Annotated in this window: 25 protein-coding genes; 10 read left to right on the forward strand and 15 right to left on the reverse strand. The window is 68.2% G+C overall.

Annotated features, from left to right (window positions below):
• Nucleotides 1-52: 52 nt before the first annotated feature.
• Nucleotides 53-505: a DUF1453 domain-containing protein gene (locus tag SK571_RS00800; protein ID WP_319982084.1), complete on the forward strand. Its 453-nt coding sequence runs from the start codon at nt 53-55 to the stop codon at nt 503-505.
• Nucleotides 492-1,709, forward strand: a complete 1,218-nt coding sequence (locus SK571_RS00805) for an aminotransferase class V-fold PLP-dependent enzyme (RefSeq protein WP_319982085.1) — start codon at nt 492-494, stop codon at nt 1,707-1,709. Before SK571_RS00800 ends, SK571_RS00805 begins: the two co-directional genes overlap by 14 nt.
• Here the strand turns inward: SK571_RS00805 and SK571_RS00810 are convergent.
• The 5 genes from SK571_RS00810 to polA all read right to left on the reverse strand — a co-directional run bounded on the left by SK571_RS00810 (nt 1,690) and on the right by polA (nt 7,724).
• Nucleotides 1,690-2,751 carry an Hsp70 family protein gene (locus SK571_RS00810; RefSeq protein WP_319982086.1) on the reverse strand — a complete coding sequence of 354 codons (1,062 nt, stop codon included), beginning with the start codon at nt 2,749-2,751 and terminating at the stop codon, nt 1,690-1,692. The genes SK571_RS00805 and SK571_RS00810 overlap by 20 nt on opposite strands.
• 55 nt (nt 2,752-2,806) lie before the next feature.
• Nucleotides 2,807-3,166: a cyclin family protein gene (locus tag SK571_RS00815; protein WP_319982087.1), complete on the reverse strand. Its 360-nt coding sequence runs from the start codon at nt 3,164-3,166 to the stop codon at nt 2,807-2,809.
• 321 nt (nt 3,167-3,487) lie between these two features.
• The gene (locus tag SK571_RS00820; RefSeq protein WP_319982088.1) at nt 3,488-4,375 is read right to left on the reverse strand and encodes a SecDF P1 head subdomain-containing protein; all 888 of its coding nucleotides are present in this window, start codon (nt 4,373-4,375) and stop codon (nt 3,488-3,490) included.
• A 26-nt stretch (nt 4,376-4,401) separates the two neighbouring features.
• On the reverse strand, nt 4,402-4,911 hold the full coding sequence (locus SK571_RS00825; protein ID WP_319982089.1) for a hypothetical protein: 510 nt from the start codon (nt 4,909-4,911) through the stop codon (nt 4,402-4,404).
• A 140-nt stretch (nt 4,912-5,051) separates the two neighbouring features.
• Nucleotides 5,052-7,724 carry a DNA polymerase I gene (polA, locus tag SK571_RS00830; RefSeq protein ID WP_319982090.1) on the reverse strand — a complete coding sequence of 891 codons (2,673 nt, stop codon included), beginning with the start codon at nt 7,722-7,724 and terminating at the stop codon, nt 5,052-5,054.
• A gap of 106 nt (nt 7,725-7,830) precedes the next feature.
• Between polA and SK571_RS00835 the strand changes: the two genes are divergently transcribed.
• Entirely contained in the window at nt 7,831-8,190 is a 360-nt protein-coding gene (locus SK571_RS00835; RefSeq protein WP_266041867.1) for a hotdog fold thioesterase, read from the forward strand.
• A 76-nt stretch (nt 8,191-8,266) separates the two neighbouring features.
• Nucleotides 8,267-9,439, forward strand: coding sequence for a lipase family protein (locus tag SK571_RS00840; protein ID WP_319982091.1), 1,173 nt, complete (start codon nt 8,267-8,269; stop codon nt 9,437-9,439).
• A gap of 53 nt (nt 9,440-9,492) precedes the next feature.
• Here SK571_RS00840 and SK571_RS00845 read toward each other — a convergent pair whose 3' ends face one another.
• From SK571_RS00845 to SK571_RS00865, 5 genes are all read right to left on the reverse strand, one after another.
• Complete coding sequence (locus SK571_RS00845; protein ID WP_266041735.1) at nt 9,493-10,209, reverse strand: ABC transporter ATP-binding protein; 717 nt, start codon at nt 10,207-10,209, stop codon at nt 9,493-9,495.
• Nucleotides 10,206-11,024 carry an ABC transporter ATP-binding protein gene (locus SK571_RS00850; protein ID WP_266041734.1) on the reverse strand — a complete coding sequence of 273 codons (819 nt, stop codon included), beginning with the start codon at nt 11,022-11,024 and terminating at the stop codon, nt 10,206-10,208. The genes SK571_RS00845 and SK571_RS00850 overlap by 4 nt, the downstream gene beginning before the upstream one ends.
• Nucleotides 11,021-12,733, reverse strand: a complete 1,713-nt coding sequence (locus SK571_RS00855) for a branched-chain amino acid ABC transporter permease (RefSeq protein ID WP_319982092.1) — start codon at nt 12,731-12,733, stop codon at nt 11,021-11,023. Before SK571_RS00855 ends, SK571_RS00850 begins: the two co-directional genes overlap by 4 nt.
• Nucleotides 12,730-13,644 carry a branched-chain amino acid ABC transporter permease gene (locus tag SK571_RS00860; RefSeq protein WP_319982093.1) on the reverse strand — a complete coding sequence of 305 codons (915 nt, stop codon included), beginning with the start codon at nt 13,642-13,644 and terminating at the stop codon, nt 12,730-12,732. Before SK571_RS00860 ends, SK571_RS00855 begins: the two co-directional genes overlap by 4 nt.
• Before the next feature lie 76 nt (nt 13,645-13,720).
• A complete protein-coding gene (locus tag SK571_RS00865) occupies nt 13,721-14,950 on the reverse strand; it encodes a branched-chain amino acid ABC transporter substrate-binding protein (RefSeq protein WP_319982094.1) in 1,230 nt (409 codons plus the stop codon).
• 243 nt (nt 14,951-15,193) lie between these two features.
• Between SK571_RS00865 and SK571_RS00870 the strand changes: the two genes are divergently transcribed.
• Entirely contained in the window at nt 15,194-16,804 is a 1,611-nt protein-coding gene (locus SK571_RS00870) for a hypothetical protein (RefSeq protein ID WP_319982095.1), read from the forward strand.
• On the opposite strand, the gene SK571_RS00875 is transcribed toward SK571_RS00870, so the two are convergent.
• From SK571_RS00875 to SK571_RS00890, 4 genes are all read right to left on the reverse strand, one after another.
• A complete protein-coding gene (locus SK571_RS00875) occupies nt 16,805-17,416 on the reverse strand; it encodes an ANTAR domain-containing response regulator (RefSeq protein WP_266041729.1) in 612 nt (203 codons plus the stop codon).
• Between the two features lie 42 nt (nt 17,417-17,458).
• On the reverse strand, nt 17,459-18,280 hold the full coding sequence (locus tag SK571_RS00880; RefSeq protein ID WP_319982096.1) for a hypothetical protein: 822 nt from the start codon (nt 18,278-18,280) through the stop codon (nt 17,459-17,461).
• Nucleotides 18,281-18,484: 204 nt separating this feature from the next.
• Entirely contained in the window at nt 18,485-19,027 is a 543-nt protein-coding gene (locus tag SK571_RS00885) for a hypothetical protein (RefSeq protein WP_319982097.1), read from the reverse strand.
• 56 nt (nt 19,028-19,083) lie between these two features.
• Complete coding sequence (locus tag SK571_RS00890) at nt 19,084-19,440, reverse strand: PLDc N-terminal domain-containing protein (protein ID WP_319982533.1); 357 nt, start codon at nt 19,438-19,440, stop codon at nt 19,084-19,086.
• Nucleotides 19,441-19,902: 462 nt separating this feature from the next.
• Between SK571_RS00890 and SK571_RS00895 the strand changes: the two genes are divergently transcribed.
• The 5 genes from SK571_RS00895 (at nt 19,903) to SK571_RS00915 (ending at nt 24,506) form a co-directional block, all read left to right on the forward strand.
• Entirely contained in the window at nt 19,903-21,489 is a 1,587-nt protein-coding gene (locus SK571_RS00895) for a thiamine pyrophosphate-binding protein (RefSeq protein ID WP_319982098.1), read from the forward strand.
• A 28-nt stretch (nt 21,490-21,517) separates the two neighbouring features.
• The gene (locus tag SK571_RS00900; RefSeq protein ID WP_319982099.1) at nt 21,518-22,897 is read left to right on the forward strand and encodes an ArnT family glycosyltransferase; all 1,380 of its coding nucleotides are present in this window, start codon (nt 21,518-21,520) and stop codon (nt 22,895-22,897) included.
• Between the two features lie 110 nt (nt 22,898-23,007).
• On the forward strand, nt 23,008-23,841 hold the full coding sequence (locus tag SK571_RS00905) for a helix-turn-helix domain-containing protein (RefSeq protein ID WP_319982100.1): 834 nt from the start codon (nt 23,008-23,010) through the stop codon (nt 23,839-23,841).
• 12 nt (nt 23,842-23,853) lie between these two features.
• On the forward strand, nt 23,854-24,024 hold the full coding sequence (locus SK571_RS00910) for a DUF397 domain-containing protein (protein WP_319982101.1): 171 nt from the start codon (nt 23,854-23,856) through the stop codon (nt 24,022-24,024).
• Nucleotides 24,021-24,506 (forward strand): DinB family protein, encoded by a 486-nt coding sequence (locus tag SK571_RS00915; RefSeq protein ID WP_319982102.1) that lies wholly within the window; start codon nt 24,021-24,023, stop codon nt 24,504-24,506. Before SK571_RS00910 ends, SK571_RS00915 begins: the two co-directional genes overlap by 4 nt.
• 273 nt (nt 24,507-24,779) lie before the next feature.
• On the opposite strand, the gene SK571_RS00920 is transcribed toward SK571_RS00915, so the two are convergent.
• A complete protein-coding gene (locus tag SK571_RS00920) occupies nt 24,780-25,697 on the reverse strand; it encodes a LysR family transcriptional regulator (RefSeq protein WP_319982103.1) in 918 nt (305 codons plus the stop codon).
• Nucleotides 25,698-25,767 lie beyond the last annotated feature (70 nt).

Consider the following 25,767-nt stretch of genomic DNA (forward strand, 5'->3'; position numbering starts at 1 on the left):
AGCATGGCCCTGCTAGTTTAAGTAGCAAGGTCATGCTACTTAGGGGGAAGCGATGACATATCTGCTGATCACGGCCGGTGTGCTGTACGTGCTCGTGCGCCGGTTCAGAGGAGAACCGCTCAACGCCAGGGACCTGTTGGCGCCGCCCGCGTTCCTGCTGTTCTTCGGCATCCGCGCGGTCGACGAGTTCCACCTGGTCTACCTGCTCCCGCTCGCCGCGGGTTTCGCGTTCGGCGCGTTCCGCGGGATGACGATCACGCTGTTCGAGCGCGACGGCCACCTGTGGCAGCGGTACACGCCGTGGACCTTGCTCGTGTGGGTGACGTCGATCGGCGTGAGCTTCGGCTTCGGCTTCGCGATGCTGCTCGACCACCACGCGCCGACACAACTCTCCATCGGCGTGAGCATGCTGGGCGAGCTGTGCGCTGTGGGCGCGAAGGCGTTGCACACCGGCCTGCCGTTCGCGCCGGAACGGGTGTCCAATGGCAGGCATGGAACGTCGTGACTTCCTCGTGGGGGCAGGGCTGCTCGCCGTCGCACCGACCGCGTCGTCAGCCGCGCAGGGAGTGGACTGGGGCGCCGTGCGCCGCGAGTTCCGGCTGGACCAGGGCCTGACCAACCTGGGGCTGTTCTACCTCGCGTCGAACCCGCGCGAGGTGCGGGACGCGGTCGAGGAGTTCAAGCGCAGACTCGACGCCAACTCGCACGACCTGATGCCCGAGCAGGCGCAGGAGGTCGCCATCGCGCTCGGGCAGTACGTCGGTGGCGCCGCGGACGACATCGCGTTCGTGCCCAACACGACCATGGGGCTCTCGATCGTCTACGGCGGCCTGAAACTGCGCCAGGACCAGGAGGTGCTGCTCAGCGACCAGGACCACGCGTGGCACCAGCAGGCGGCCAGGCTCGCGGCGGGGCGGATGGGCGCGAGGGTCAGGATCGGCACGCTCTACGAGAACCCGGCGAAGGCCACCGAGGACGAGATCGCGACCCGGCTGCGGAACTCGATCACGCCGCAGACCCGTGCCGTCGGCATCACGTGGGTGCAGTCGAGCACGGGCCTGCGCATGCCGGTGCGAGCCTGCGCGCAGGTCGTGGCCGAGGCGAACAAAGGCCGCAAACAGGAAGACCGCTGTCTCCTCGTCGTAGACGGCGTGCACGGACTGGCGGCCGTGCACGACGATGCGGCGCGCATGGGTGCGGACGTGTTCGTCGCCGGCACCCACAAGTGGCTGTTCGGGCCGCGTGGCACCGGCATGGTGTGGGTGAATCCCGAGGTGCGCGGCGAGATCGTGCCGATGCTGCCGAGCCTGAGCGACCGCAGCGAGACCGCGTTGCTCGGCCCCGGCGGCTTCCACGCCTTCGAGCAGTACTTCGGAGTGCAGGCGGCGGTGCGGTTCCACCAACGCCTCGGCCGCGACCGCGTGGCGTCCCGCATCGCCGAGCTGTCCGGGCGGTTCTCCGACGGGCTGGCCGAGATCCCCGGCGTCGTCGTGCACACACCACGCGACCCGGCGACGTCCGCGGGCATGGTGTGCTTCGACGTCACCGGCCACACCGGCCCCGAGGTCGTGGAACTGCTGGCGCGCAAGCAGATCCAGATCACCACGGCGTCCTACCGGATCCCGTACGCGCGAGTCGGCACGTCGATCCTCAACACACCGGAGGAGATCGACCGGACGGTGCGGGAGATCAGCGCCCTGGCTCGCTGATGCGGGGCAACTCGGCCGTTCCCGGCGGTTCGAGCTGCACGCTGGTGTTCTCCATCCTCACCTGTGGCTGGTTCATCGCGTCGTGCGCGAACCACCCTCCTCCGAGAACGAGCACGAGCAGCCCCGCCGCGATGAACGGCGTGGTCGGGATCCGCTTCTCCTGGTCTTCCTGACGCGGCAGGGGCACCTCGACGGTGGCCTGCTCGGCGGGTTCGGGTTCCAGCTGCCTGGCTTCGAGGTAGGCACCCGTCGCGGCCGCACCGTCCGGAGCCCTCATCACCGGAATGTGCAGCCGTTCCGTGATCTCCCTTGCCACCAGGGGAATCCGCGACGACCCGCCCACGAGCAGGATGACGTCGGGCAGGCACAACCCCGCACCGCCCGCCCCGCGTTCCAGCGCGTCGATCGCCATCTCGACCGACGGCCGGATGACCGCCTCGAACTCCAGCCTGCTCAACCTGACCTCGCGCACCTCGCCATTCGTTGCGACATAAGGAATCCGCACCTCCGGATAGCTGCCGAGCAGTTCCTTCGCCTCGACGCAGCTCCGCACGAGCTCCCGGCTGTGCGTGCCGATCTTCGCGATCACGTGCTCCGCCACCAGCTCGTCCAGGTCGAAGCCGCCGACCTCGACCCGTTCCGGCTGCCCGGCCAGCAACAGCACGCCCTGCTTGCGCAGCACCGTGACATCGCATCCGGTGGCACCGAAGTCGAACACCGCCACCGTGCTGTGCTCGGGCATCTGCGCGTCGGCGTCGAACGCGATGGCGGCGGCATGCGGCGCGGGCACGAACAACACGTCCGCGCGCCCTTCGTTGATGAGGTCCTGGCGCAGCTGCTCGAGATGCTCGTGCGGCCAGCACAGCGGATGCGTCATCGCAACGCGGCTCGGCGGCTCCCCGTGCCGATGCGCGAGATCGTCGAGTACGTACGCGATTTCCCTGGCCTGCGCCTGCTGACGGCGGCTGCTGGTCGTGACGCCACTGCTGGTGGCGACGGTGGTGCCTGCGGATCCGAGATCGAGCCCAACCTGGTACGACATTGCGGGTCACCCCTCACTGCGGACACCCACCACACGTCGTCTCAGCTCGCCCGGTTCAGTTTTTCTCGCCGCCGGTGCGAAGGCGGGGTATCAGCGCGTCCAGTTGCTCGCTCACCTCGGCGAGGAGGCCGGCGCACAACGAGTCCTCTGGTTCGACGTCGAACTTCTGCTGGAAACGGTCCAGCAGATCCTGGTACTCGACGGCACCGATCGGCCGGATCGGCCGCGTCGTGCGCGGCTCTGCCTCCGGAGCCCAGCGGAACGTGCGGATCGCCGTCAGCTCGCTGAACCCGTTCCGTGCCAGCAGATCACGCACCTCGCCGGTTCCCTCGGCGAGCAGGTACAGCTGGGCTCGCGTCCGATTCGGCGCCATGACCTGCGGCAACGGGCCGAAGTCGGCGTGCGCGCCGGTCATGCCGAGTGCTTTCCGGCAGTTCGTGCGTCGACAGCGCGCGATCGCGTTCGGCGATCATGACGTGGGTGGGCTCGTCCTCGGTGAACCCCGCGTCGGTCAGGTGCTCGGCGAGGTGCTGGTGGATCCGCCACTCGGCGGGCTCGATCCGTTCCGCCGCAATGGTTGTCTGGCGTGCGACCAACGCCTTCAAATCACCCGTGATGGCGTCGGCGTGGTGGATCGTCACGTACGTGCCGTGACGGTGACGAACGAGTGGGCCGTCCCGTTCGGTGAAGGCACCGCACGGCGTTCGGCGGAGTCTGCGCTAGTCGTAGTCCTGGATCATCGGCCGACCAGTTGCCTCGCGAGCTGATCGGCCTGGTCCGCGGTGAACTGGCCGGTGATCTGCGTGGTGCCACCGGTGATCGGCGACTCGATGCTGGGGGCGCTGAGCACCCGTCCGTTGATCAGCATCGCGACCTGGTTCCCCACGTTGGCGGTCGTGAAGTCGCTCCAGGTGCGTGCGCCCTGGTCGTCGAACTCGACCGTCACCACGTGCCCGTTGCCGTACTCGCTGGGACTGGCCTTGGCCTTGACCACGCGGTCGCCGTCGAGGAAGACCGGGCCGAGGTCGTACTTGGCCTCGCCGGAGTCGCAGGTCACCAGCGGCGCGGCCTCGTCGTCGTTGCCGACGAGCGGGTCCGGGGCGGCGCAGTCCAACGTGCTGAGCACCTGCTTGCGGATGGTGGCGTCCTTGCTCTGCCGGGTGGCCCGCGCCGTCTGGACGGCCTGGTCGCCGGCCTCGTTCTGGGGCGTGGGGCGACCGGACGACAGGGCGGACGACGGGGCGGACATCGGCGTGACGCTCTCGACCTTGCGGAAGGTCAGCTTGCCCGTGAGCCACGCTTCCTTCTTCGGCTCGCCCTGCTGGGTGGCCGTGCAGGCGGAGACGGCGAGGAGCAGCAGCAGCACCACGGCGAGGATCTTCATGCCGTTGACATACCACGCGGCCACCGCCTGCATCTGGCGAATTAGAGCGCCATCAGCCGTTCCGCCGCAGCTCTCGCACCGTCCGTACGCACCTGCTCCGCGATCTTGGCTGCCTGCTCGGAGAGTTGGGGTCTGCGGCCTGCCCGCCGCCGCGGCCGTCGTGGTGGTGCCCGCGTCTCCGTGGTGCACGATCGCGGCTGTGCGGCGGAACAGCGCCTGCTGGTTCACCTCGTCGATCACGATGCGGTCCTGGGCGTCGGTGAGCTTCAGGTTTGCCCAGCCTTGTTGCAGGACAACGCGTTTGCCGCGTCGACCGGGTCGAGGCCCAGCTCGGCGTTGAGGGCGTCGCGCGAACTCGTGAAGTAGTGGCGGTGCTGGTCCCACTGCACGAGGTTCTCCTCGGGTGTTCCGTTCACCGGAACCCGGCCCAGCATCGCGGGCGGCGCGTGGTGCGGTGAGGGCAGTGTGTTCGCGCAGAAGCTCGCGTACACGTAGTGCGCGCCGACGCTCTCTGCCACGGAACGGGTCGCGTGCTGCAGCGCTCCGCCCGCCACCAGGACGTTCGGCTCGGCGGCTGCCTTCGTGACGACCCGGAACTGTTCCCTGACCGACTCCTCGGCCAGCCTGCGCAGGTCGTCGGGTGTGGTGCTGATGGCCGTGGCATTGCGCAGGATCGGACCGACCGGTGTGAAGGCGATGTCGTTGCCGGTGACGAGTTCTTCGAAGTCCGGCGGCGCGACGACCTCGACGTCGTTGCCCAGTGCTTTCAGCTGCACGGCCAGCGCCGTGATCGGCTGCGCTTCTCCTCACGACCCGATCGTGGACAGCAGAAACCACATGGGGGAGATGATTTCGGTCTTCACCGCAACAGCCCGCCCGAGCACTCGGCTCGGACGGGCTGATTCGCGTTGTGGGCCTAGTGGGCGGCGTCGTCCCAGGAATGACCCACGCCGACCGAGACCTCCAGCGGCACCTCGAGCTGGTAGGCGTTGCCCATCTGGTCGCGCACGAGGGCCTCGACGGCCTCGCGCTCGCCCTCGGCGACCTCCAGCACCAGTTCGTCGTGGACCTGCAGCAGCATCCGCGAGCGCAGGCCGGACGACTCCAGGGCGCGGTAGACGCCCAGCATGGCCACCTTGATGATGTCCGCGGCGCTGCCCTGGATCGGCGCGTTGAGGGCCATGCGCTCGGCCATCTCGCGACGCTGGCGGTTGTCCGACGTCAGGTCCGGCAGGTAGCGGCGGCGGCCGAGCACCGTCTCGGTGTAGCCGTCCTTGCGGGCCTTCTCCACGATCTCGTTGAGGTAGTCGCGCACGCCGCCGAAACGGGAGAAGTACGCCTCCATCTGCTCGCGGGCCTCTTCGGTCGGGATGCGCAGCTGCTGCGACAGACCGAACACCGACAGGCCGTACGCGAGGCCGTACGACATCGCCTTGATGCGGCGGCGCATCTCCCCCGTCACCTCGGCGGTGGGGATCGAGAACGCCTGCGAGGCCACGTAGGTGTGCAGGTCCTCGCCGCTGTTGAACGCCGCGATCAGGCCCTCGTCGCCAGACAACGTCGCCATGATCCGCATCTCGATCTGGCTGTAGTCCGCGGTCATCAGCTCCGCGTAGCCCTGGCCGACGACGAACGCCTGGCGGATGCGGCGGCCCTCGTCCGTGCGGATCGGGATGTTCTGCAGGTTCGGGTCCGTCGAGGACAGCCGGCCGGTGGCGGCGATCGTCTGGTGGAACGTCGTGTGGATGCGGCCGTCGTCGGCCACCGACTTCAGCAATCCGTCCACAGTGGACTTCAGGCGGGTGACGTCGCGGTGCGAGAGCAGATGCTGCAGGAACGGGTGCTCGGTCTGCTCGAACAGGTTCTGCAGCGCGTCCGCGTCCGTGGTGTAGCCGGTCTTGGTCTTCTTCGTCTTCGGCATGTTCAGCTCGTCGAAGAGGACCGTCTGCAGCTGCTTCGGGCTGCCGAGGTTGATCTCCTTGCCGATGACCGAGTACGCGTCCTGCGCCGCCTGCTTCACACCGGCCGCGAAGTGCGCCTCCAGCTCAGAGAGGTGGTCGACGTCGATCGCGATGCCGACCGCCTCCACCTCGTCGAGCACGTTCATCAGCGGCAGTTCGAGGTTCGCGAGCAGGTCGGCGCCGCCGATGGTCACGAGCTCCTCGTCCAGGCGGTCGGCGAGCTCGGCGACGGCACGCGCGCGCAGGATCGTGCTGGTGGCGACCTTCTGCGCCTCCTCGGACTCGTCGGACAGCAGCGACAGCTGACCGTCCCCGGACTCCTCGGCCCGCAGCTCGCGCTTGAGGTAGCGCAGCGCCAGGTCGTCGAGGGCGAACGAACGCTGGCCGGGACGCACCAGGTAGGCGGCCAGCGCCGTGTCGGAGGACAGGCCGCGCAGCTTCCACCCGCGGGCGCGCACGCGCCGCAACGGCAGCTTCAGGTCGTGGCCGGCCTTGGACACCGACTCGTCGGCCAGCCACGCGGCGAGCGCCTGCTCGTCGGCCTCGTTCAGCTCCTCGACGGCGACGTACCCGCCCTCACCGGTGGCGGTGCACAGCGCGACGCCCTCCAGGTCGGTGGTGATGCGCAGCGCGACGCCGACCCGCGTCTTGCGCGCGTTCTGGTCGAGCCACTTCGCGAGCGTGCCCGCGGGGATCGCGCCGCCGGAGACCTCGAAGCCCTCCTCGGCCTCGGGCTCGGCGGTCGTCAGCGTCTGGAACAGACGGTCGCGCAGGACGCGGAACTCCAGCTCGTCGAACAGGCGGTGCACCGCGTCGCGGTCCCACTGCTGCACCTCGAGGCCGTCGATCGTGTACGGCAGCTCGACGTCCTTGATCAGCTCGGTGAGCTGGCGGTTCATGATGATGTTCGCCAGGTTGCCGCGCAGCGCCTCGCCGACCTTGCCCGGCACCTCGTCGATGCGGTCGACGAGCTCGTTGAGGCCGCCGAACTGGTTGAGCAGCTTGATGATCGTCTTCGGGCCGACGCCGGGGGTGTTCGGCAGGTTGTCCGAGGAGTCGCCGCGCACCGCCGCGTAGTCCGCGTACTGCTCCGGGCGCACGCCGTGCTTCTCCTCGACGTAGGCCGGGGTGAAGCGGCCCATCTCCGAGACGCCCTTGACCGGGTACAGCACCGTGACCTTGTCGTTGACCAGCTGGAACGCGTCCCGGTCGCCGGTGACGATCTCCACCTCGACGCCCTGCGCCACGGCCTGCGTGGTCAGCGTCGCGATGATGTCGTCCGCCTCGTAGTTCTCCTTCTCCATGGTGGGGATGCGGAGCGTGGCCAGCACGTCCTGGATCAGGGAGACCTGGCTGCGGAACTCGTCCGGCGTCTTGGAGCGACCGGCCTTGTACTCGGGGTACTGCTCGGAGCGGAACGTCTTGCGCGACACGTCGAACGCCACCGCGACGTGCGTCGGCTTCTCGTCCCGCAGGATGTTGATCAACATGGACGTGAACCCGTACACGGCGTTCGTGACCTGGCCCGTCTTCGTCACGAAGTTCTCGGCGGGCAGGGCGTAGAACGCTCGGTAGGCCATCGAGTGACCGTCGATGAGCAGGAGCCGCTTCACGTCTGAGGTAGTCACGGGCCCGAGTCTAGGGTGGGGGTCTGACAGTTTTGCTTGAGCCCTTGGAGCACGTGTGACCCCCGACCTGCCTATCGAGTTCGCCGACGAGCAACTGCACGTCCGCATGGGCATCGAAATCACCCAATGGGATGTGCAGGAGATGATCGGCACGATGCCGGTCAAGGGCAACCGGCAGCCGTTCGGCCTGCTGCACGGCGGCGCGAACGCGGTCCTCGCCGAACAGCTCGGCTCCGTCGCGTCCGCGATGCACGCCTCCCAGTTCGACTGCATCGCCGTCGGGCTCGAGCTGTCCTGCACCCATCATCGAGCGGCGCGCGAGGGCACCGTCACCGGCGTGGCGCGCCCGATCCACCTGGGCCGCAGCACGACGACGTACGAGATCGTCGTGACCGACGACGAGGGCAAGCGCACCTGCACCGCCCGCCTCACGTGCCTCATCCGCCCGAAGCCTCCCGGCGCCTAGTACCGGGGTGAACCACACCCCTGTTCTGCGGTCAGCCCCAGTGTGCGACCAAGATCAGCACGACATCGTTGGCCGCATGACCCTCACGACTCGACTGACAGCAGCAGTCCTGTGCGGCGCGGTGGTCGCGGCCTCGGTCCCGGCCGCCGCCTCCGCCCGCCCGGCCCGCGGCAGCCTCCTCGACGTCGTCCCGGTGTCCACCATGGACACCAACCAGCTGGTCACATACCTGGGGGACCACGCCTTGGACGCCTCGCGCGTCCGCTTCGCCGTGGACGCGAAGCGCATCACCTACCGCACCGTCGACGCCTTCGGGAAACCGACGACGGCGAGCGCGCTGATCGCCTTGCCGCGCAACGGGGACCGAACGCCCCGGCAGGCCACCTGGCTGCACGGCACCACCGGCTACCGGGGCTCCGCGGCCTCGGTGGCGGACGGCAACGACAGAGCCGCCACCTACCTGTTCGCCGCGGCCAGCTACCTCACCACGGCTCCGGACTACCTGGGCCTGGGCACCGGCCCCGGCCACCACCCGTACGTCGACGCCCCGTCGACCGTCACCGCCTCGGTGGACGCCTTGCGCGCGGCTCGTGAGTTCGCCGCCCGCCGAGGTCTCCGTCCCGACCCGCGCGTCATGATCACCGGTCACTCGCAGGGCGGCCACGCGGCCATGGCGCTGGGCCAGGCCCTGCACCGCGGCGCCGACCCGCGCCTGGAGGTGGGCGCCCTCGCCCCCATCGGCGGCCCGTTCAAGCCGAGCCTCCTCGTGGCCAGGGCGACGAACGACGAGATCTCCAACGGCGTGGCGTACATGGCGTACTGGACCGTGGCCTGGAACCGCCTGCACCACCTCTACGACGACCCCGCCGAGGCCTTCCGCGACCCCTCGGTCGAGGCGCTCTTCGACGGCGACCACCGCAACGAGGACATCTTCCGGCACCTGCCGGCGACCATGGCCGAACTGCTGACCGAGTCCTACCTGGAGCGCGTCAAGCACCCCACGGGCGTCCTGCGCGCGAAGCTCCGCGAGGCCGACGGCTACTGCGACTGGCGTCCCGCGGTCCCGGTGACGATCTACTCCTCGGCGGGCGACCGCGACACGCTGCTCGAGACCTCCGCCTACTGCGACCAGCGCCTGAAGCGGCACCACGCCCGCAGCACGCTCGTCGACCTGGGCGCGGACGTGAACCACGGCAGGGCCGCCAAGCTGGCCTTACCCCGGATCCTGGCCGGCTTCGACCGCTCGTAGAACGAAAGCGGGGCGGAGGGAAAGTCCCTCCGCCCCGCTCCACAAGCCGAACCTCAGTGAGCCTCACCCAGGTACGCGTCGCGCACCCGCTGGTCGGCCAGGAGCGAGTGCCCCGGACCGTCCAAAGTGGTCTTGCCGAGGTCGATCACGTAACCGTGGTCCGACAACGCCAGCGCAGCCAGAGCGTTCTGCTCCACCAGAAGGATGGTGGTGCCCAGCGACTGCAGCTCCTTGATGGTGTCGAAGATCCGCTGCGTCATGATCGGCGAGAGACCCATCGAGGGCTCGTCGAGCATCAGCAGGCGGGGCTTGGACATCATCGCGCGGCCGATGGCCAGCATCTGCTGCTCACCACCGGAGAAGAGCCCGGCCTTGTTGTGCCGCCGCTCCCCCAGCACGGGGAAGAGGTCGTACACGCGCTGCATGTCGGCCTGCACGCCGTCGTCCTTGCGGACGTAGGCACCGAGCTGCAGGTTCTCCTCCACGGTCATCCGCGGGAAGAGACGCCGGCCTTCCGGCGAGTGCGAGATGCCCATGCCCAGGATCGCGTGCGCCGGCTCGCTGTGGATCGGCTTGCCCTGGAACAGGATCTCGCCGGACTTCGGCCGCAGCAGACCCGAGATGGTGCGCAGGGTGGTGGTCTTGCCCGCACCGTTCGAGCCGATCAGCGACACGATCTGGCCGGCCTCGACGGTGAACGAGATGTCGCGGACGGCCTCGATGGCGCCGTAGGCGACCGAGAGGTTGCGGACTTCGAGCAGCGCGGTCATGCCTGCTCCTCCTCAGCTGCAGCAGCGGCCTCGACGTCGTGCTGGACTTCCTCCGGCGGCTTGCCGAGGTAGGCCTCGACCACCCGCGGATCCGCCCGCACGACCTCGGGGCTGCCCTCGACGAGCAGTTCGCCCTGCACGAGCACGGAGACCGAGTCGCACAGCCCGAAGATGAACTTGATGTCGTGCTCGATGACCACGACGGACACACCCGTGTCGCGGATGCGGAAGATCAGCTGCTGCGTCGCTTCCGTCTCCTGCGGGTTCATACCCGCGGTGGGCTCGTCCAGCAGCAGCACCGCCGGGTCCGTCGCCAACGCGCGCGCGATCTCCAGACGGCGCTGGTCGCCGTACGGCAGGTTGCGCGAGAGCTCGTCCTCGACGCCGTTCAGGCCGACGAACGCGAGCAGCTCCCGCGACCGCTCGCGGGCCGCCTTCTCGCCGCGCTGGTAGGCCGGGCCGTGGAACAGCGAGGCCAGGGGGCCCTGCTTCATCCGCACGTGGCGGCCGACCATGACGTTCTCCAGCACGGTCATGCTGGGGAACAGGCGGATGTTCTGGAACGTGCGGGCCACGCCCGCGTCCGTCACCTTCGCCGGGTCGCCGGGCAGGACGTTGCCCTTGAGCAGCACCTCACCCGTGGTCGGCGTGTACAGGCCCGTCAGGCAGTTGAAGAACGTCGTCTTCCCCGCGCCGTTCGGACCGATCAGGCCGACGATCTTGCCTTCTTCGAGCGTCAGTGTGACGCCCTTCAACGCCTTGAGGCCACCGAAGACCATCGAGACGTCACGCGCTTCCAGTACAGGCGTGCTCATGCCTTCTTCGCCTCCACATGCGCCTCTTCGGCGTTCTCATCAGCGCGCTCGACCATCTCAGCGCGCCTGTGCGCATCGGGGATCAGCCCCACCGGGCGGAACCGCATGATCAGGATCAGCGCGAGGCCGAAGATCATGAGGCGGTAGTCCTCGAAGTCGCGGAGCTTCTCGGGCAGCACGAACAGCAGCGCGGCACCGAGAACGGCACCGGGGATCGAGCCCATGCCGCCGAGGATGACCGCCGCGAGCAGCGTGACCGACTCGAGGAACTTGAACGACTCGTACGAGACGGTGCCGTTCTTGTGCGCGAACACCGCGCCCGCGAGACCCGCGAGCATGGCACCGATGAGGAACGCGAGGATCTTCATCTTGCCGGTGCGGATGCCCATCGCGCGGGCAGCGTCCTCGTCCTCGCGGATCGCGATCCACGCACGGCCGATGCGGCTGAACTTGAGGTTCGCGAACACCGCCATCGTCGCCGCGACGAGCAGCACGATGAGGATGTAGTAGAGGACACCGGCGGGCAGCTTCACCGCGCCGATCGTGAACGACTTGTTGAACTCCGCCCCGAACAACGACAGCGCCGGGATGCCCGGGATGGCGTTGGAGCCGTTGGTGAAGCCACCGATGTCGTTCTGCGCGGAGCGGGTGAAGATCTCACCGAACGCCAGCGTCACGATCGCCAGGTAGTCACCGCGGACCCGCAGCGTCGGCGAACCGACGATCGCGCCGAAGATGCCGGCCACGACGGCCGCGATCACGGCGGCGACGGGGAACGGCAGGTCGAAGCCGAAGTACGCGGTGGCGGCACCGGAGAAGTTCGCTGCCACGAGGGCACCGATACCCATGAACGCCACGTACCCGAGGTCGAGCAGACCCGCGAGGCCGACGACGATGTTCAGGCCGATCGCGGTGGCGGCGTAGATGCCGATGTTCGCCGCGACGGTCATCCAGTACTCGTTGCCCGCCTCGGTGAACGGCAGCAGCAGCGCGCACGCCGCCAGCACGATCACGCTGAACACGCGGTGCTTCTCGGACAGCGCCGAGAGCCAGCGGATGTAACCGATACCGCTGAGCGCGCCGAGCACACCGGCGGCGAACCCGAGGAACGACAGGAAGATCGCGCCCGCGTACGGGTTGGCGGAACCGACGCCACCGGTGGTCAGCATCGCGGCGACGGCGTAGAGCACCGCACCGAACGACAGCAGCAGCACCAGGTACGCGACCGGGGTGGAGACCTTGAACTTCCACTCGCCCACCGGCTCGATGCCGATGCCGTAGCCCGCGAGGATCGTCAGCACACCGGCGACGAGGCCGACGACGCCACCGAACGCGGTGGCACCGTCGAGGGCCGTGATGGCACCGAGGCCACCGCCCTTGACCGTGATGTACGCGGCGTTGATGAACGACACGAGGGTGAGGCCCCAGCCGAGCGCCCGGACGACGCGGCCCTTGGACGGAACCGGTGCGAACGCGGCGACCAGGATGAGGACGCCCAGCAGCAGGACGTGCCAGCGGAACCCGGTGACGAGGAACGGGGCGTCGAAGAACTGCAGCGTCGACTTGTCCGGCCAGTTGCCGTCGTTGAGACCGAACGTGACCCACGGCAGCAACGCCGCGACGATGCCGAGGACGCCGCCGGCGGCCGCGAACGGCTTGCCGAGGGGTGCGAGCGCGGAACGCTTCGCAGAAGTGTCGACCGTACTCATGCGCGCACCCTTTCCGGCTCACCGAACAGACCCTGCGGGCGGAAGACGAGCACGAGGATCAGCACAACGAAGATCCACACGTAGTCGTACTGGGTGCCGCCCGGCATGTACTGACCGGCAACGGTCTTGATCAGACCGATGATGAACGCGCCGATGACCGCGCCGCGGATGCTGCCGACGCCGCCCAGGACGGCCGCCGTGAAGGCGAAGATGCCGTTCTGGAAGCCCATGTCGATGTTGATGTTGTTCAGGTAGCCGCCGAACATGATGCCCGCGACACCGGCGAGGACGGCGCCGATGATGAACGTCAGCACGATCACGCGGTCGGGGTTGACACCCATGAGCTTCGCGGTGTCGGGGTCCTGCGCGGTCGCCCGCATCGCGCGTCCCATGCGGGAGCGGTTGATGTAGGTCTGCAGGATGACGGCGAGGCCGACCGAGAGCACGACGAGCAGCACACCGGTCCACGAGATGTTGACCGAGCCGATCGTGAGGTTGCCCTCGGGGAAGACCTTCGGGTAGGGCAGGTTGGACTTGGCGTTCGGGTAGAAGACGCGCACGGCCTCCTGCAGGAACACGGACACGCCGAGCGCTGTGATGAGCGGCGCCAGCCGGGGCGCGTTGCGCAGCGGCCGGTAGGCGAACCGTTCCATGATCACGGCGACGACGACCGCCACCACGATGCCGCCGACGAACATGAGCGGCAGGGCCACGGCAGGCGACTTCTTGAGGTCGTCAGGAAGAAGCGTGAACGTGGCAAGGCCTCCGTACGAGGCCACCATGAAAACCTCGCCGTGGGCGAAGTTGATCAGCTGGATGATGCCGTACACCATCGTGTACCCGAGGGCGATCAGGGCGATCAACGCACCCTGAATGACCCCGTTGGCCAGCTGTTGGAGCAGGACTGACACGACTACCTCCGTAGACGGCGGGGGCGAGCAAAGAACGCCCGCCCCCGCCGTGGCTCAATCAGTTTTTCGGTAGTCGTCAGCCGGTGAAGGTGCCGGTCTGAACGTCCTTCCACTTGGCCGAGGTGACCTGGTAGACGGTCAGCACCTTGTTCGTGCTGTCGCCGTACTGGTCGAACTTGACCTCACCAGTGGCACCGGAACCGGAGTAGGCACCGACGTTGGTCAGCATGGCGTCACGCTTCGACTCGTCCCACGCAGCGCCACCCTCGAGGGTCTTGCCGAGGGCACCGATGATCGCGTTCGCGGCGTCGTAGGAGAACGCACCGTAGGCGGCGTAGTCCTCCTTGCCGAACTTCGCCTTGTACGCGTCGACGAAGGCCTTGGCCGTGGCCAGGGACTCGGTCGGGGCACCGACGGAGGTGGCGAGGTCGCCCTCCTTGCCGCCGAGCTCGATGTACTTGCCGTCGAAGATGCCGTCGCCGCCCATCAGCGGAACGTCGAGACCGGCGTCCTTCATCTGCTTGGACAGCGGGCCGGCGACCGGGTACTCACCGCCGTAGTAGACGGCCTCCGGGCTGAGGGCCTTGATCTTGGCGATGACGCCGGAGAAGTCGGTGTCCTTCTCGCCGACCTTCTCGGAGCCGACGATCGTGCCACCCTTCTTGGTGACCTGCTTCTGCAGCTCCGCCGCGAGGCCCTCACCGTAGGTCTTGCCGTCGGTGATGATGGCGATCTTCTTCTTGCCGGCCTTCTCGACGAGGTAGTTGGCCGCGTACGGGCCCTGCAGGTCGTCGGTGGTGCAGACGCGGAAGTAGTTGTCGAACTGACGCTTCGGGGCCGTCAGGAAGTCATTGCCCCTGGTCAGCGACGGGTTCGTGTTGGCGGGCGACACCTGGGGGATCTTCTTGTCCCGCAGGATCGGCTGCACGGTCTGGGCGACCGACGAGTTCAGCGTGCCGACGACACCCACGACGTTCGGGTCGGTCGACAGCTTCGTGGCGGCCTGGGCACCCTTGGCGGGGTTGGCCTCGTCGTCCTGGGCGGACACGGTCAGCTTGAAGCCCGGGACCGTGCACTTCTTGTTCGCCTCGTCCACGGCGAGCTCGGCGGACTGCTTGATGCCGACGCCGAGAGCGGACAGGTTCCCGGACAACGGGGCGACAACACCGACGGTCAGAGTGCCCTTCGACGTGTCGCAGCTGCCCCCGGTGGTGCCGCCGCCCTCGGTCTTGTTCGAGCCACAGGCTGCAAGAACAAGCAGCGAGGCGCCGACGATCGCTGCGGACTTCACAGAGTGCTTACGCACGTGATGTCCCTCCTATATCCCTGCTCCCGGCTACGCGAGATCTCCGCGCACCGCTCCATCACCCTCTCCTGAGGGATGGCCGGAACCTAGGCGATGACTGTGACCGCAGTCATCAAAGCCAATGGGCTCGTGACCATAACGCAACGCGGCGTTATGTTTTACTTAAGCAATGTCACAGACCGTAGCCTTCGTTCACTCTTTGGACGGCTGCCATAACGTGGACGTATGACTCCGCGTCGTCGGGTGATCACCGCGATCGGCGTCGCCGCGGTTCTGGTGGCTTCGGTGCTGGTTCTGCGCGCTACCGATGATGCCTCGAAGAAGCGCAGTTCAGAGGCCATTCGCTTAACTAAGTACACAGCAGATTTCGTCGAGGTTTCGTCGCCGCCCGCGAGGCCTGGCGCTCCGTCCACCGTTTGGAGCAGCGACGGACGGGTCCAATGGACTCCCGTGGAGGGCGCGGCCGGCTACGAGGTCTCCGGGAAGCTCGTCACGTCGCCCGAGGTCGCGGGCTCCGGGCGGCCCGAGGTGCGCGCCGTGGACGCCTTCGGCCAGCGATCTCCACCGGCCAGGGCCGAAGAACGCCCGAGCGACGACAGCTGGCGCCAGAAGATCAACGGCTGGATCGACGACTTCGACGACACGTTCCTGGAACGCCGCTACCACCTGAGCGGGCGGCGGGGGTGCGTGAACCCCGGCTCGGGCTCGGGCGGCCGTCTGGTGCTCGACATTCCGTGCGGGAACGACACGGCCGTGTTGCGCGCACGGACGCTCCTGGGGTTGAACGAGTCGGGCGAACTGGGCCGTGTGGCCGTGGTGACGGACGCGGCCGGCCCGCGCGGGAAGCTAGTGCTCGACCTGGTCCCTGGCACCCCCGATCGCCTCGGACCCATTCCTCCTGCCGATGCGATCCGCGTGGTCGTGGACGACCTCGTGGCCCCCGGAACGCGCGGCGCGGGCGTTCTGCATCGATTCGAAGCGGTGCTGACAGATAACGATGTGCGCGTTGTGCAAGATGGCGCCCAGATCGCGACGGTGCCGGTCGTGCCGAAGTGGCGTGAGGCGAGCGTGCTGGTCAGCGTGACCCCGCCGCCCGGCTATCCCGGACGTGTGGAGATCGACGCCGTGGGCATCACCGGCTCGCGTGGCCCGGCGGACGAGATGATCGAGACACCGCTGGTGCCGGGGACGCTGCGCGTGCTCGAACCCGAGGAAGAGGCGCCGGGCATAGGCATAGCGCGCGCACCGTTGCGTGCGGCCCCTGCAGCGCGATTGCGGACGACGGTGCGGTTCGGCGACGGCGGCGACCCGAGCGGCCTGGTCGCACAGCTCGGGCCGGCGAAGCTGCCGTTGCGGCCGGCGGTGAGCGGCTGGTCGGCCGCGCAGGACAGCGAGTTGACGCTGGTCGGCGACGTGCCCGCCGAGCTGCTCGGCGAGGCCGGGACGGACGCGCTGACGCCCTTCGTGCTGCGGATGCCCGGCGCGTCGCAGGCCCAGGTGCTGGAGAGCTACCTGGAGGTGCCGGGCCGGTCGCCGGTGAAGCTGGAGAACGCCCCGGACGAGCCGGCGCCCGTTTTGCCCGTCATGACCGCTGAGTTCGCCGCTACGGACCCGAACGACGCGACACTGGTGATCACCCTCGACGCCTCGTCCGCACGCTCTGTGGCGCCGATAGCGGGCTTCGAGGTGTACGTGGACAGCTCTCTCGCGGCGACCGTGCCGATGCCCGGCGGCATAGGTGGGAGACACGAGCTGCTGTTCTCGCTGAAAGGCAGCCACAACGTCGAAGTCCGCCTGCGCCCCGAGGATCCGGGACGGCAGACGGACTCCGTGCTGCTCGAACTCAGACGCTGATCAGCCGAAGTTCTCGATGACGGCCTCTGCGACGGCCTTCATCGTCGTGCGGCGGTCCATGGCGGTGCGCTGCACCCAGCGGAACGCCTCCGGCTCGCTCAGACCCTGCTTGGTCATGAGAATGCCCTTGGCCCGCTCCACGACCTTGCGGGTCTCCAGGCGCTCGGTGAGCCCGGCGACCTCCTGCTCCAGCGCGGCCAGTTCGTTGAACCGGCTCATCGCCAGCTCGATCGCGGGCACGAGGTCCCGCTTGGCGAACGGCTTGACCAGGTAGGCCATCGCGCCCGCGTCGCGGGCGCGCTCGACCAGGTCGCGCTGGCTGAACGCGGTGAGGATCACGACCGGCGCGATCCGATTGCCCGCGATGTGCTGCGCCGCCTCGATCCCGTCGACCTTGGGCATCTTGACGTCCAGGATCACCAGGTCGGGGTCGAGTTCGGTCGCGAGCTTGATGGCCTCTTCACCATCTGCGGCCTCGCCCGCCACGTCGTAGCCCTCTTCGCGCAACATCTCCACGAGGTCGAGGCGGATCAACGCCTCGTCCTCGGCGACGAGCACGCGGGGGGCCTTGCGCGTGGCATCGGACTGGGCCTCGGCAGCCTGCTGGGTCACCGGGGTCCTCCTGACGATCGTTCCTGCGGGCGAAAGCGCAGTCTACCGGCGGCCGGGCCGCTGATCGGGCTGACCAGCCGTGACGGCAGACACGAACTCCTCAGGCCACGGATAGGACCGCATGCCCTCCTCGACGTCCTCGGCCGGTGCGTCGATGCGGCGCAACGTGACGACGCGGGTGGTCCCGAAGTCCGGGTGGCCGAGCTTCTGCCGGATCTCGTCCTCGGCCGGACCACCGGCCCACTCGACGAACCAGGCCCCGCCCATCGGGAGTGCTCGCAACCAGCTGGCGTCATGCCACAGGTGTACCCGGCGCAGTAGAGCGCTCCCAGTGGCCGATTCCGCGATCTCGTCGTCGTTGCCGCCGCCGTCGGTGTACTCGACGCCGCGGTGCTCGTGCATCCAGCGCACGTAGCGCATGCCGAGGTCCCACGCGTGCTCGTCGACCCCGGCCAGCACGACGCCGGCGTCACCGGTGGTCAGCTCGGACGACCTGCGGTACTGCCGGTGCTCGAGGCCGGCGACGCCCATGCCGAAGCCGCCCTCGGTGCGCGGCAGGAGTTCGAACAGCAGCGGGCCGAGAGCCCTGTCGCTCAGGTGCAACCGCAGGGTCTCCCCCGGTTCCACCGTCCGGAACGCGTGGGCGGGCCTGATGATGCTCGCGGGCGGCATCAGCTGGAGCATGCCGGCGGCGGCGCACCCCGCGAGCAGGACCTCGGCCTCCAGCCGGCGCTGGGCCTCGGTGGTGGCGTCGGACAGCACCGAATCCCCGTCGCGGACGGCCGGGACCGCCTGGGACAGGTTCTCGCCCGTGTAGGTGCGCCGCAGATCGGCGAGCTGGTCCGTGGTGGACAGACGTGCCATGACAGCAGTCCTCGTTTCCGCCGCCCGGCTCGGCCGACAAGGACGCATGTGTCACGCGTCTACGTGGTCAGTTCGCTTCGGCGAGCAGGAGTTGCTGAACACTGCGGCGGAGAGTGCCGCTCACTGCCGGGGAGCGGCTCCAGCCTCACGTCTGCTCGGACGCCGTCCACCACGGTACCGGACCGGCGCATCCCGTTTTCCGCTCTAGTCGGCGCCCACGATGAGCTTGTACCTCACGTCGACGTTGTTGCCGCCCGACGAGCCGCGGATCACGAGCTCGTGCTCACCGGACGCGGGCGCGGGGATCCACGCGTAGAGACCACAGCCGACGGAGTTGATCCGCCCGGCCGAGGTGCCGTACGGGTTGCCCGCGCGCGCTTCGTAGGTGAACGGCGTGGCGGACACCTTCGTGAGCGCCTGCGTCGAGCCGTCCAGCAGCACCTCGCCCTGCGCGCCCTTCATGAACGTCTCGCAGGAGGCGACATCGCTCGCGAGGTTCACGACCGGCGCGAGCAACGGCTTGTCGGCGGGGACCCGGCACTGCCGCTCGACCGGCTCTTCATCGAGCGTCCCGGCGAGCAGCCAGACCTCGACGGGCTGGTCCCGCATGCAGAAACGCCCGGAGGTGTCGGACACCGGATTCGTGCCCGAGGGCTGGGAGGCCCAGGTCCACCAGCGCGCCTGGAAGTCGGCCGGCGCCAGCTTGTCCGAAGTGGACGAGGGAGAGGTGGGGGGTTGTGCCGCCATTTGCGCGTTTCCGCCACAGCCGGCGAGCAGTAAAACCAAGAACAGCAGGACAATCCTCACTGGTTCTCGCGTCCCTTGCGTCGTTGTTCCTCCGCGCGCTCACGGCAGCGGCGCAGGAACTCCTGATCGTCGTCAGCATCGGTGGCCGCGAACCGTCCCGGCCGGTCGTACTCGGGAAAAGCGGGAGTACCTCGTTCGTGCGTTCCGAATCGCGCGCGTCCGGTCCCCACCACCGGTCGGCCCGCAACGAGCCACGCGATCGAACCCACCAACGGGAACAGCAGGACCAGGAGAAGCCACATCATCTTCGGCAGATTGCGAACCGAGCCCTCGTCGGTCGTGATCACATCCACGACAGCGAAGATCAACAGCCCTATCATCAGCACTCCGAACAGCCCACCGAAGTACAGCATCTCCACCCCCAGGTCGCGCGGTCGCCGCACATGGTGGCACAAGGGGCCACTCCCTGAACACAGTTCAGTTGTCAATCATCTCGAGGCCAATTCACGAAGCCGTGAATCCGCCGAAACAAAAGCCGCGGGAAGGCCGGAAATGCCGTCCGGCGGCGCGAGGGCCGTACCAGACCGAACCTCGCGCGCACCACGTGCCGTTCGGCCGTCAGGTCCACCGGCACTGACGGCCGAGCCGCCCAGCCAAATCGCCCTTCAGGACGAAAAGGCGCGGCGGCGCAGTCGAAATCGACACGTCGCCGCACAGGCCCGAATTGCGTTTCACCGTAATCGAACGAGGTTTCGCGGACCGGAACGTTCACACCGTCCCGGCTGGACTGGAGTTCGTGAGGGGAGCTGACGCTGAGCACCAGACCTGCTGCGCACCCGTTGCCGCAGCAGTAAGCGAGCCTTAGCGTCGGGCCCATGCCGAACGGTGCCGAGAGCTTGCTGGCAGTGCTGGCCGCGCACGACGTCGAGGTGGTGTTCGGACTGCCCGGTGTGCACAACCTCGCCATCTGGGAGGCACTGCGGAAGCACCCTGGCATCCGCATGATCGGCGTGCGCCACGAGCAGACTGCGGTCTACGCGGCAGACGGCTACGCGCGCGCCACCGGCAAGCTCGGTGTGGCGGTCGTGACCACCGGTCCCGGCGCGGCCAACACCCTGGGCGCCACGGGTGAGGCATGGGCGTCCGGGAGCCCGGTGCTCGTGATCGCCACGGACATCCCCTCGACGCTCCGGCGGCCCGGCGTGTACCGCGGCGTGCTGCACGAGACCCGCGATCAGAAGGCCATGTTCGCGCCGGTCACCAAGGCGTCGTTCGACGTGCCGTCCGCCCAGGAACTCGGCGCGTACGCCGACAAGGCCGTCCAGCAGGCCACGCTGAGCCCGCACGGCCCGGTGTACCTGGGCGTCCCGACGGACTTCCTGGCCGCCGACGTCCCGCACCACACCGTGACGAAGGTCGAGCCCGCCCACGCGGTCGTCGACCTGACCGAGGCCGAGAAACTCATCGCCGGGTCTTCGATGCCCCTGATCTGGGCCGGCGGCGGTGCGGCACGGTCCGGCGCAGGACCAGCGATCGGTGCGTTGGCCGCCAAGCTCCAGGCACCGATCATCACGACGTACGGGGCCCGCGGCCTGACGGACAGCCCTTACGTCGTGCGAGGTCCGGTACACGCACCGCCCGTCGGGAAGCTGTGGGACGACGCCGACCTCGTGATCGCGATCGGCACCGACTTCGACGGCATGATGACCCAGAACTGGTTGCAGCCGAAGCCGCGCACGCTGCTCGCCGTCAACATCGACAAGGCCGAGGCGACCAAGAACTACCCGGCCGACGTCACGCTCGAAGGCGACGCGGCCACCGTCACCTCCGCTCTCGCCACGCAAGTGACCGCCAAGCCGGCCTCCGTCGACGTCGAAGCCGTCAACGCGGAGGTGCGCGCACTGGCCGAAGCCGACTCCCCCGAAGCCATGAAACTGTTGCGGGCGTTGGAAGACACCGACGCCACGATCGTCGCCGACATGTGCATCCCCGGCTACTGGATCGGCGGCTTCCACCACGTCACCAGGCCGCGTGGCCTCGCCTACCCGGTCGGCTGGGGCACGCTCGGCTTCGGTTTCCCGGCGGCCATCGGCGCGTCCGTCGAACACCGCACCATCGCGGTCGTCGGCGACGGAGGCTTCCTCTTCGCGTGCGGCGACCTCGCGACGCTGAAGCAAGAAGGCCTGCCGCTCACCATCGTGCTCGTCGACGACGGCGGCTACGGCATGCTCCGCTACGACCAGCAGATCGCGAACCACGCCATCAGCGGCGTCGACCTGACCCGCCCGGACTTCGCCAAGCTCGCTCAGAGCTTCGGCATCCCCGCCGTCACCCTCGACGGCTTCGACGACCTCAAGTCCACCCTCGCCGACGCCGAAGGCCCCACCATGATCGTGGTGAACGCGAGCCTCAAGCCCCCGATCAACACCTCCCCGCGCTGGTACCGCAAAACCGCCTCCTGATCAGGAACGCGCTGGGTACCGTCCGTCCATGGGACGTGGGCTGGGGATCGTGCTCGCCGTGCAGGCGGTGGTGCTGACCGCGTTGTCGGGCCGCTACGGCTTCCACCGCGACGAGCTCTACTTCATCGCGGCGGGCAAGCGCCTCGACTGGGGCTACGTGGACCAGCCTCCGATCACCCCGGTCCTCACCCGCCTCACGACGGAGGTGTTCGGCGAGACCCCGGTCGGCCTCCGCGTGATGGCCACCCTCCTGGCGCTGGCCATCACGGCCGTGGTCGCCCTGATCGCACAGGAACTGGGCGGCGGCTCGGTCTTCGCGGCGGCCGCCTCGGCGACGTCGACGTTCGTCCTGGCGGTGAGCCACATGCTCTCCACCGCCACCGTCGACCTGCTGATCTGGGTCCTCATCGGCTACTTCGCGATCAAGCTCCTGAAGACCGGCGACGGCCGCTGGTGGCTCGCCCTCGGCACAACGGCCGGCGTGGGCCTGGCCAACAAGTGGTTGCTGCTCCTGTTGCTGGCGGCCATGATGATAGCCCTGCTCGCCGCGGGCCCGCGCAGCGTCCTGCGCACCTGGTGGCTCCTCGGCGGCCTCGCGGCATGCGCGGTCCTCGCCGCCCCTGCCGTCATCTGGCAGGCGCTGCACGACTTCCCGTTGCTCACCGTCGCCCAGGGCATCAGCGAGGACGACGGCACCGAGAACCGCATCATGTTCGTCCCCATGCAGATCGTGCTGCTGTCGCCACTCCTGGTCCCGGTGTGGCTGATCGGCTTCCGGAACCTGTGGCGCGACAGGACCTTCCGCTCGATCGCACTCGCCTACCCGATCCTCTGCGCCCTCTGCCTGATCACCGGCGGCAAGCCCTACTACGCCGTCCCGCTGCTCCTGGTGCTGATGGCGGCAGGAGCACGCCAGGCCCAAGAATGGCTGTCGCGCCGCAAGACCACCGGCAGCGTCCTGGTCGCCCTGAGCGTCGTGCCGGCTTTGCTGGGCTCGTTGCCGATCCTGCCGCCCAGCGCACTGGCCCCGGTCATCGCCATCAACCCCGAACAGGGCGAGCAGGTCGGCTGGCGCGAGCTGGCCCTGACCGTCCAGGAAGCGTTCTTCGCGAACGACTACCCGACCGTCATCACCCGCAACTACGGCCAGGCCGGCGCGATCGAGGCCTACACCGAGGTGCACGTCTGGTCCGGGCACATGTCCTTCTACGACTGGGGACCTCCCCCGCCCGGCCGCGGGAAGGTGCTGCTGGTCGGGTTCCGCGAGCCGCCGTTCAACGACTGCAAGGTCGTCGCCCGGCACCACAACCCTGTGGAGAACGAAGAAGACGGCACGGAGATAAAGCTGTGCACGGCACCAACGGAGCCATGGGAAACGCTCTGGCCAAAGCTCCGCCAATACTACTGAAGCAACACCGACCACTTAGGACGTTGGAGAACTTCCAACACGAACCCCTCTTCGGCTGAATTCGGCCGAACCTGTTGGAATCACACGATGTGTGGCTCTAGCTTCATTTCATGCCAAAGAGAGACTCCACGGTACGGGGACGCGAGTTCGGCGCGGGCATACGCGCGGCCATCGACAAAGCAGGCCTAACTGGACGCGGCGCCTCCCAACTCGCCGGCTGGGATCCCGCCAAGCTGTCCGACCTGATGAACGGCAAGGGCGGCATCAGCGAGCACGACCTCATCCGTCTGCTCGGCGTGTGCCGCACTCCGCTCGAGGAGTCCGACCACCTGCTGACGATGTTCCGCGAGGCTGATCGCTCAGGCTGGCTCCAAGTGCACGGCGAAAGGCAACCAGTCCTGCCTCGCACGCTCAACGAGCACGAAGCGGTGGCCACCGAGATCATCTGCTGGAGCATGAACCTCGTTCCCGGCCCGCTCCAGCTACCGGACTACTTCCGTGCACTGATCGATAGCAATCCGAACACACTGCAGACGGAGGCGGACGAACGCGTCGCAGCTCGCGCCGATCGTCAGCAGCAACTGTTCAGGCGCCGCTGTGACATGACGTTCTACATACACGAACAGGCGCTGCGTCTACCTGTCGGCGGCCCCGAGGTGATGTCCGACCAGTTGCACCACATCATGACCATGGGAATCCGCCCGTACATCACCTATCGGGTTTTGCCCACGTCGCTGGGAGCGCATGCGGGTCTGGCGGGGTCCTTCACCCTCATGACGTTCGACAAGCTGGAGCCGGTCGTGTTCATCGACGCCGAGAACCACGCCGTCTTCTTGGACGACAAGGACTCAGCCAAGGCGTACAAGAACATCGTGCGCTCGCTCGACCAAGCCGCGTTGGATGCGGAACAATCGAAGGAGTTGATCGAACGCATGACCTCATGAGGGGCAGATCAGATGACCGAGTGGCGAAAGAGCACCTACAGCGTCAACGGCACGGACTGCGTGGAGGTCGGTCACGGCATTGGGCTGCGGGACAGCAAGGCTCCGGCTGCCCACATCGCGCTCGGAACGGACGCCTGGTCCGCGTTCCTCGCGGCGGCGAAGGCTGACAAACTCGCCCGGTGACCCGGACCTGGCCCGAGAAGCGCGCCACCGACGAAAGCGCGCTCGCCTGGGAGTTCCTCGACTTCCTCCGCAAGACCGCCGTGCTCAAGGTCGACGGCCTGACCCGCGACCAGGCCGCGGCGGCCCCGATCGTCACGTCCCCGAAGCTGACGGCGCTCGGCGTGCTCAAGCACCTGACGGCCGTCGAGCGGTACTGGCTGTGCATCGCGGGCGCGGGCCTCGACCTGCCGTCGCTGTGGAAGGGCGACCCGGACCCGTCCTGGGACCTCGAAGACGACGACACCCCGGCGTCGCTCATCCAGGCCTACTACGAGGAATGGGCGAACGCCGAGGCGCTGAAGAAGCTGGCCCCCGACGCGACGGCCGCGGACGGTGAACGCACCGTGCGGTGGATCCTGTCCCACGTGGCACAGGAAACCGCGCGCCACGTGGGCCATCTGGACCTTCTCCGGGAACTCGCGGACGGGCAGACCGGCGAGTAGAGATCAGCCGGTGGCGGGCCCGGCGGGCCCGCCACCAGTCACGCAGTTCGCTGAACGCGATGCCGATGAGCAACAGCACGAACTGCCCCACGAACCACGCGAACGCCAGCCAGAAGGTGGTCCGCAACCACAGCACCAGGCTCGACAACAACCAGAAAGCCATCAAGATCACGAACACCAGCACACGCTCCATGAAGAACTTCTTGAAGCGTTCGACAGCACTCATCACATCCCCCAGTCCGGCCGCGGGCGAGCCGGGCCGCATCTTCTCCTTCACGGCTGGTACAGGTGGCCCGCCACAGCGTTCCGGCACACCTCCTGGAGTGCGTTCACCGCGTCGCGCAGCAGCGGGTTGGTGTTCGCCGTGCGGTGGACGACGTGCACGTGCCTGCGCAAAGGCTTGTGGCGCAACGGCATCGCGTGCGTGCCGGGCAGCTCCCTGTACCCGAGCGCGGGCACGAGTGCGACACCGACACCGGCCGCCACGAGCGACTGCACGACCTCGTAGTCGTTGCTCCTGAAAGCGATCTTGGGAGCGAACCCCGCCGCCGCGCACAGGCGCGTGAGGCAGGTGGCACCGGAGGTGCCGTCGCGTGACGCGATCCAGCGTTCGTCCTTGAGATCTTCGAGTCTGACGTTGTTCTTCGCGGCCTGGTGCGCGGACGGAACCATGACCAGCAGGGATTCGTCCAGCAACGGCAGCACGGTCAGTTCTTCCGGCCATGTGCGCGGGACGAGGTCGTACGCGTAGACCAGCGCGAGGTCGAGCTCGCCGGACAGCACGAGCGGCAGCACGTCGTCCGGCTCCGCCTCGTCCAGGCGGATCTCGGCGCCCGGCAGCTCCGCCTGCAGCTTCGCCAGCGCCTTCGGCACGACGCGCGCGCTCGCTGTGGGGAACGTGCCGATCCGCAGGCGCCCGCGCAGGCCCTGCACCATCGCCTTCACCTCGTGCTCGAACCCGTCGAACGCCGCGAGCAACTCGCCGCCGCGGTCGGCGATCAGCAGGGCGGCGGCGGCCGGCCTGATCGAGTGCGCCTCACGTTCGAAGAGCGTCACGCCGACCGCCCGCTCGAACGCCGAGATCTGCTGCGACACGGCCGACGACGTGTAGCCGAGACGGCGGGCGGCCTCGGCGAAGGAACCCGTCTTCACGACCTCGACGAGCGTGCGGAGATGAACCGGGTTGAGCACCAGGCCAGCTTATGCTCGACGTCGCGAGGTTTCATTCTGCAACCTCTGGCGCATCCACGGCGCACCTACC

The organism is Lentzea kristufekii, assembly GCF_033949925.1.
GTDB lineage: Bacteria > Actinomycetota > Actinomycetes > Mycobacteriales > Pseudonocardiaceae > Lentzea > Lentzea kristufekii.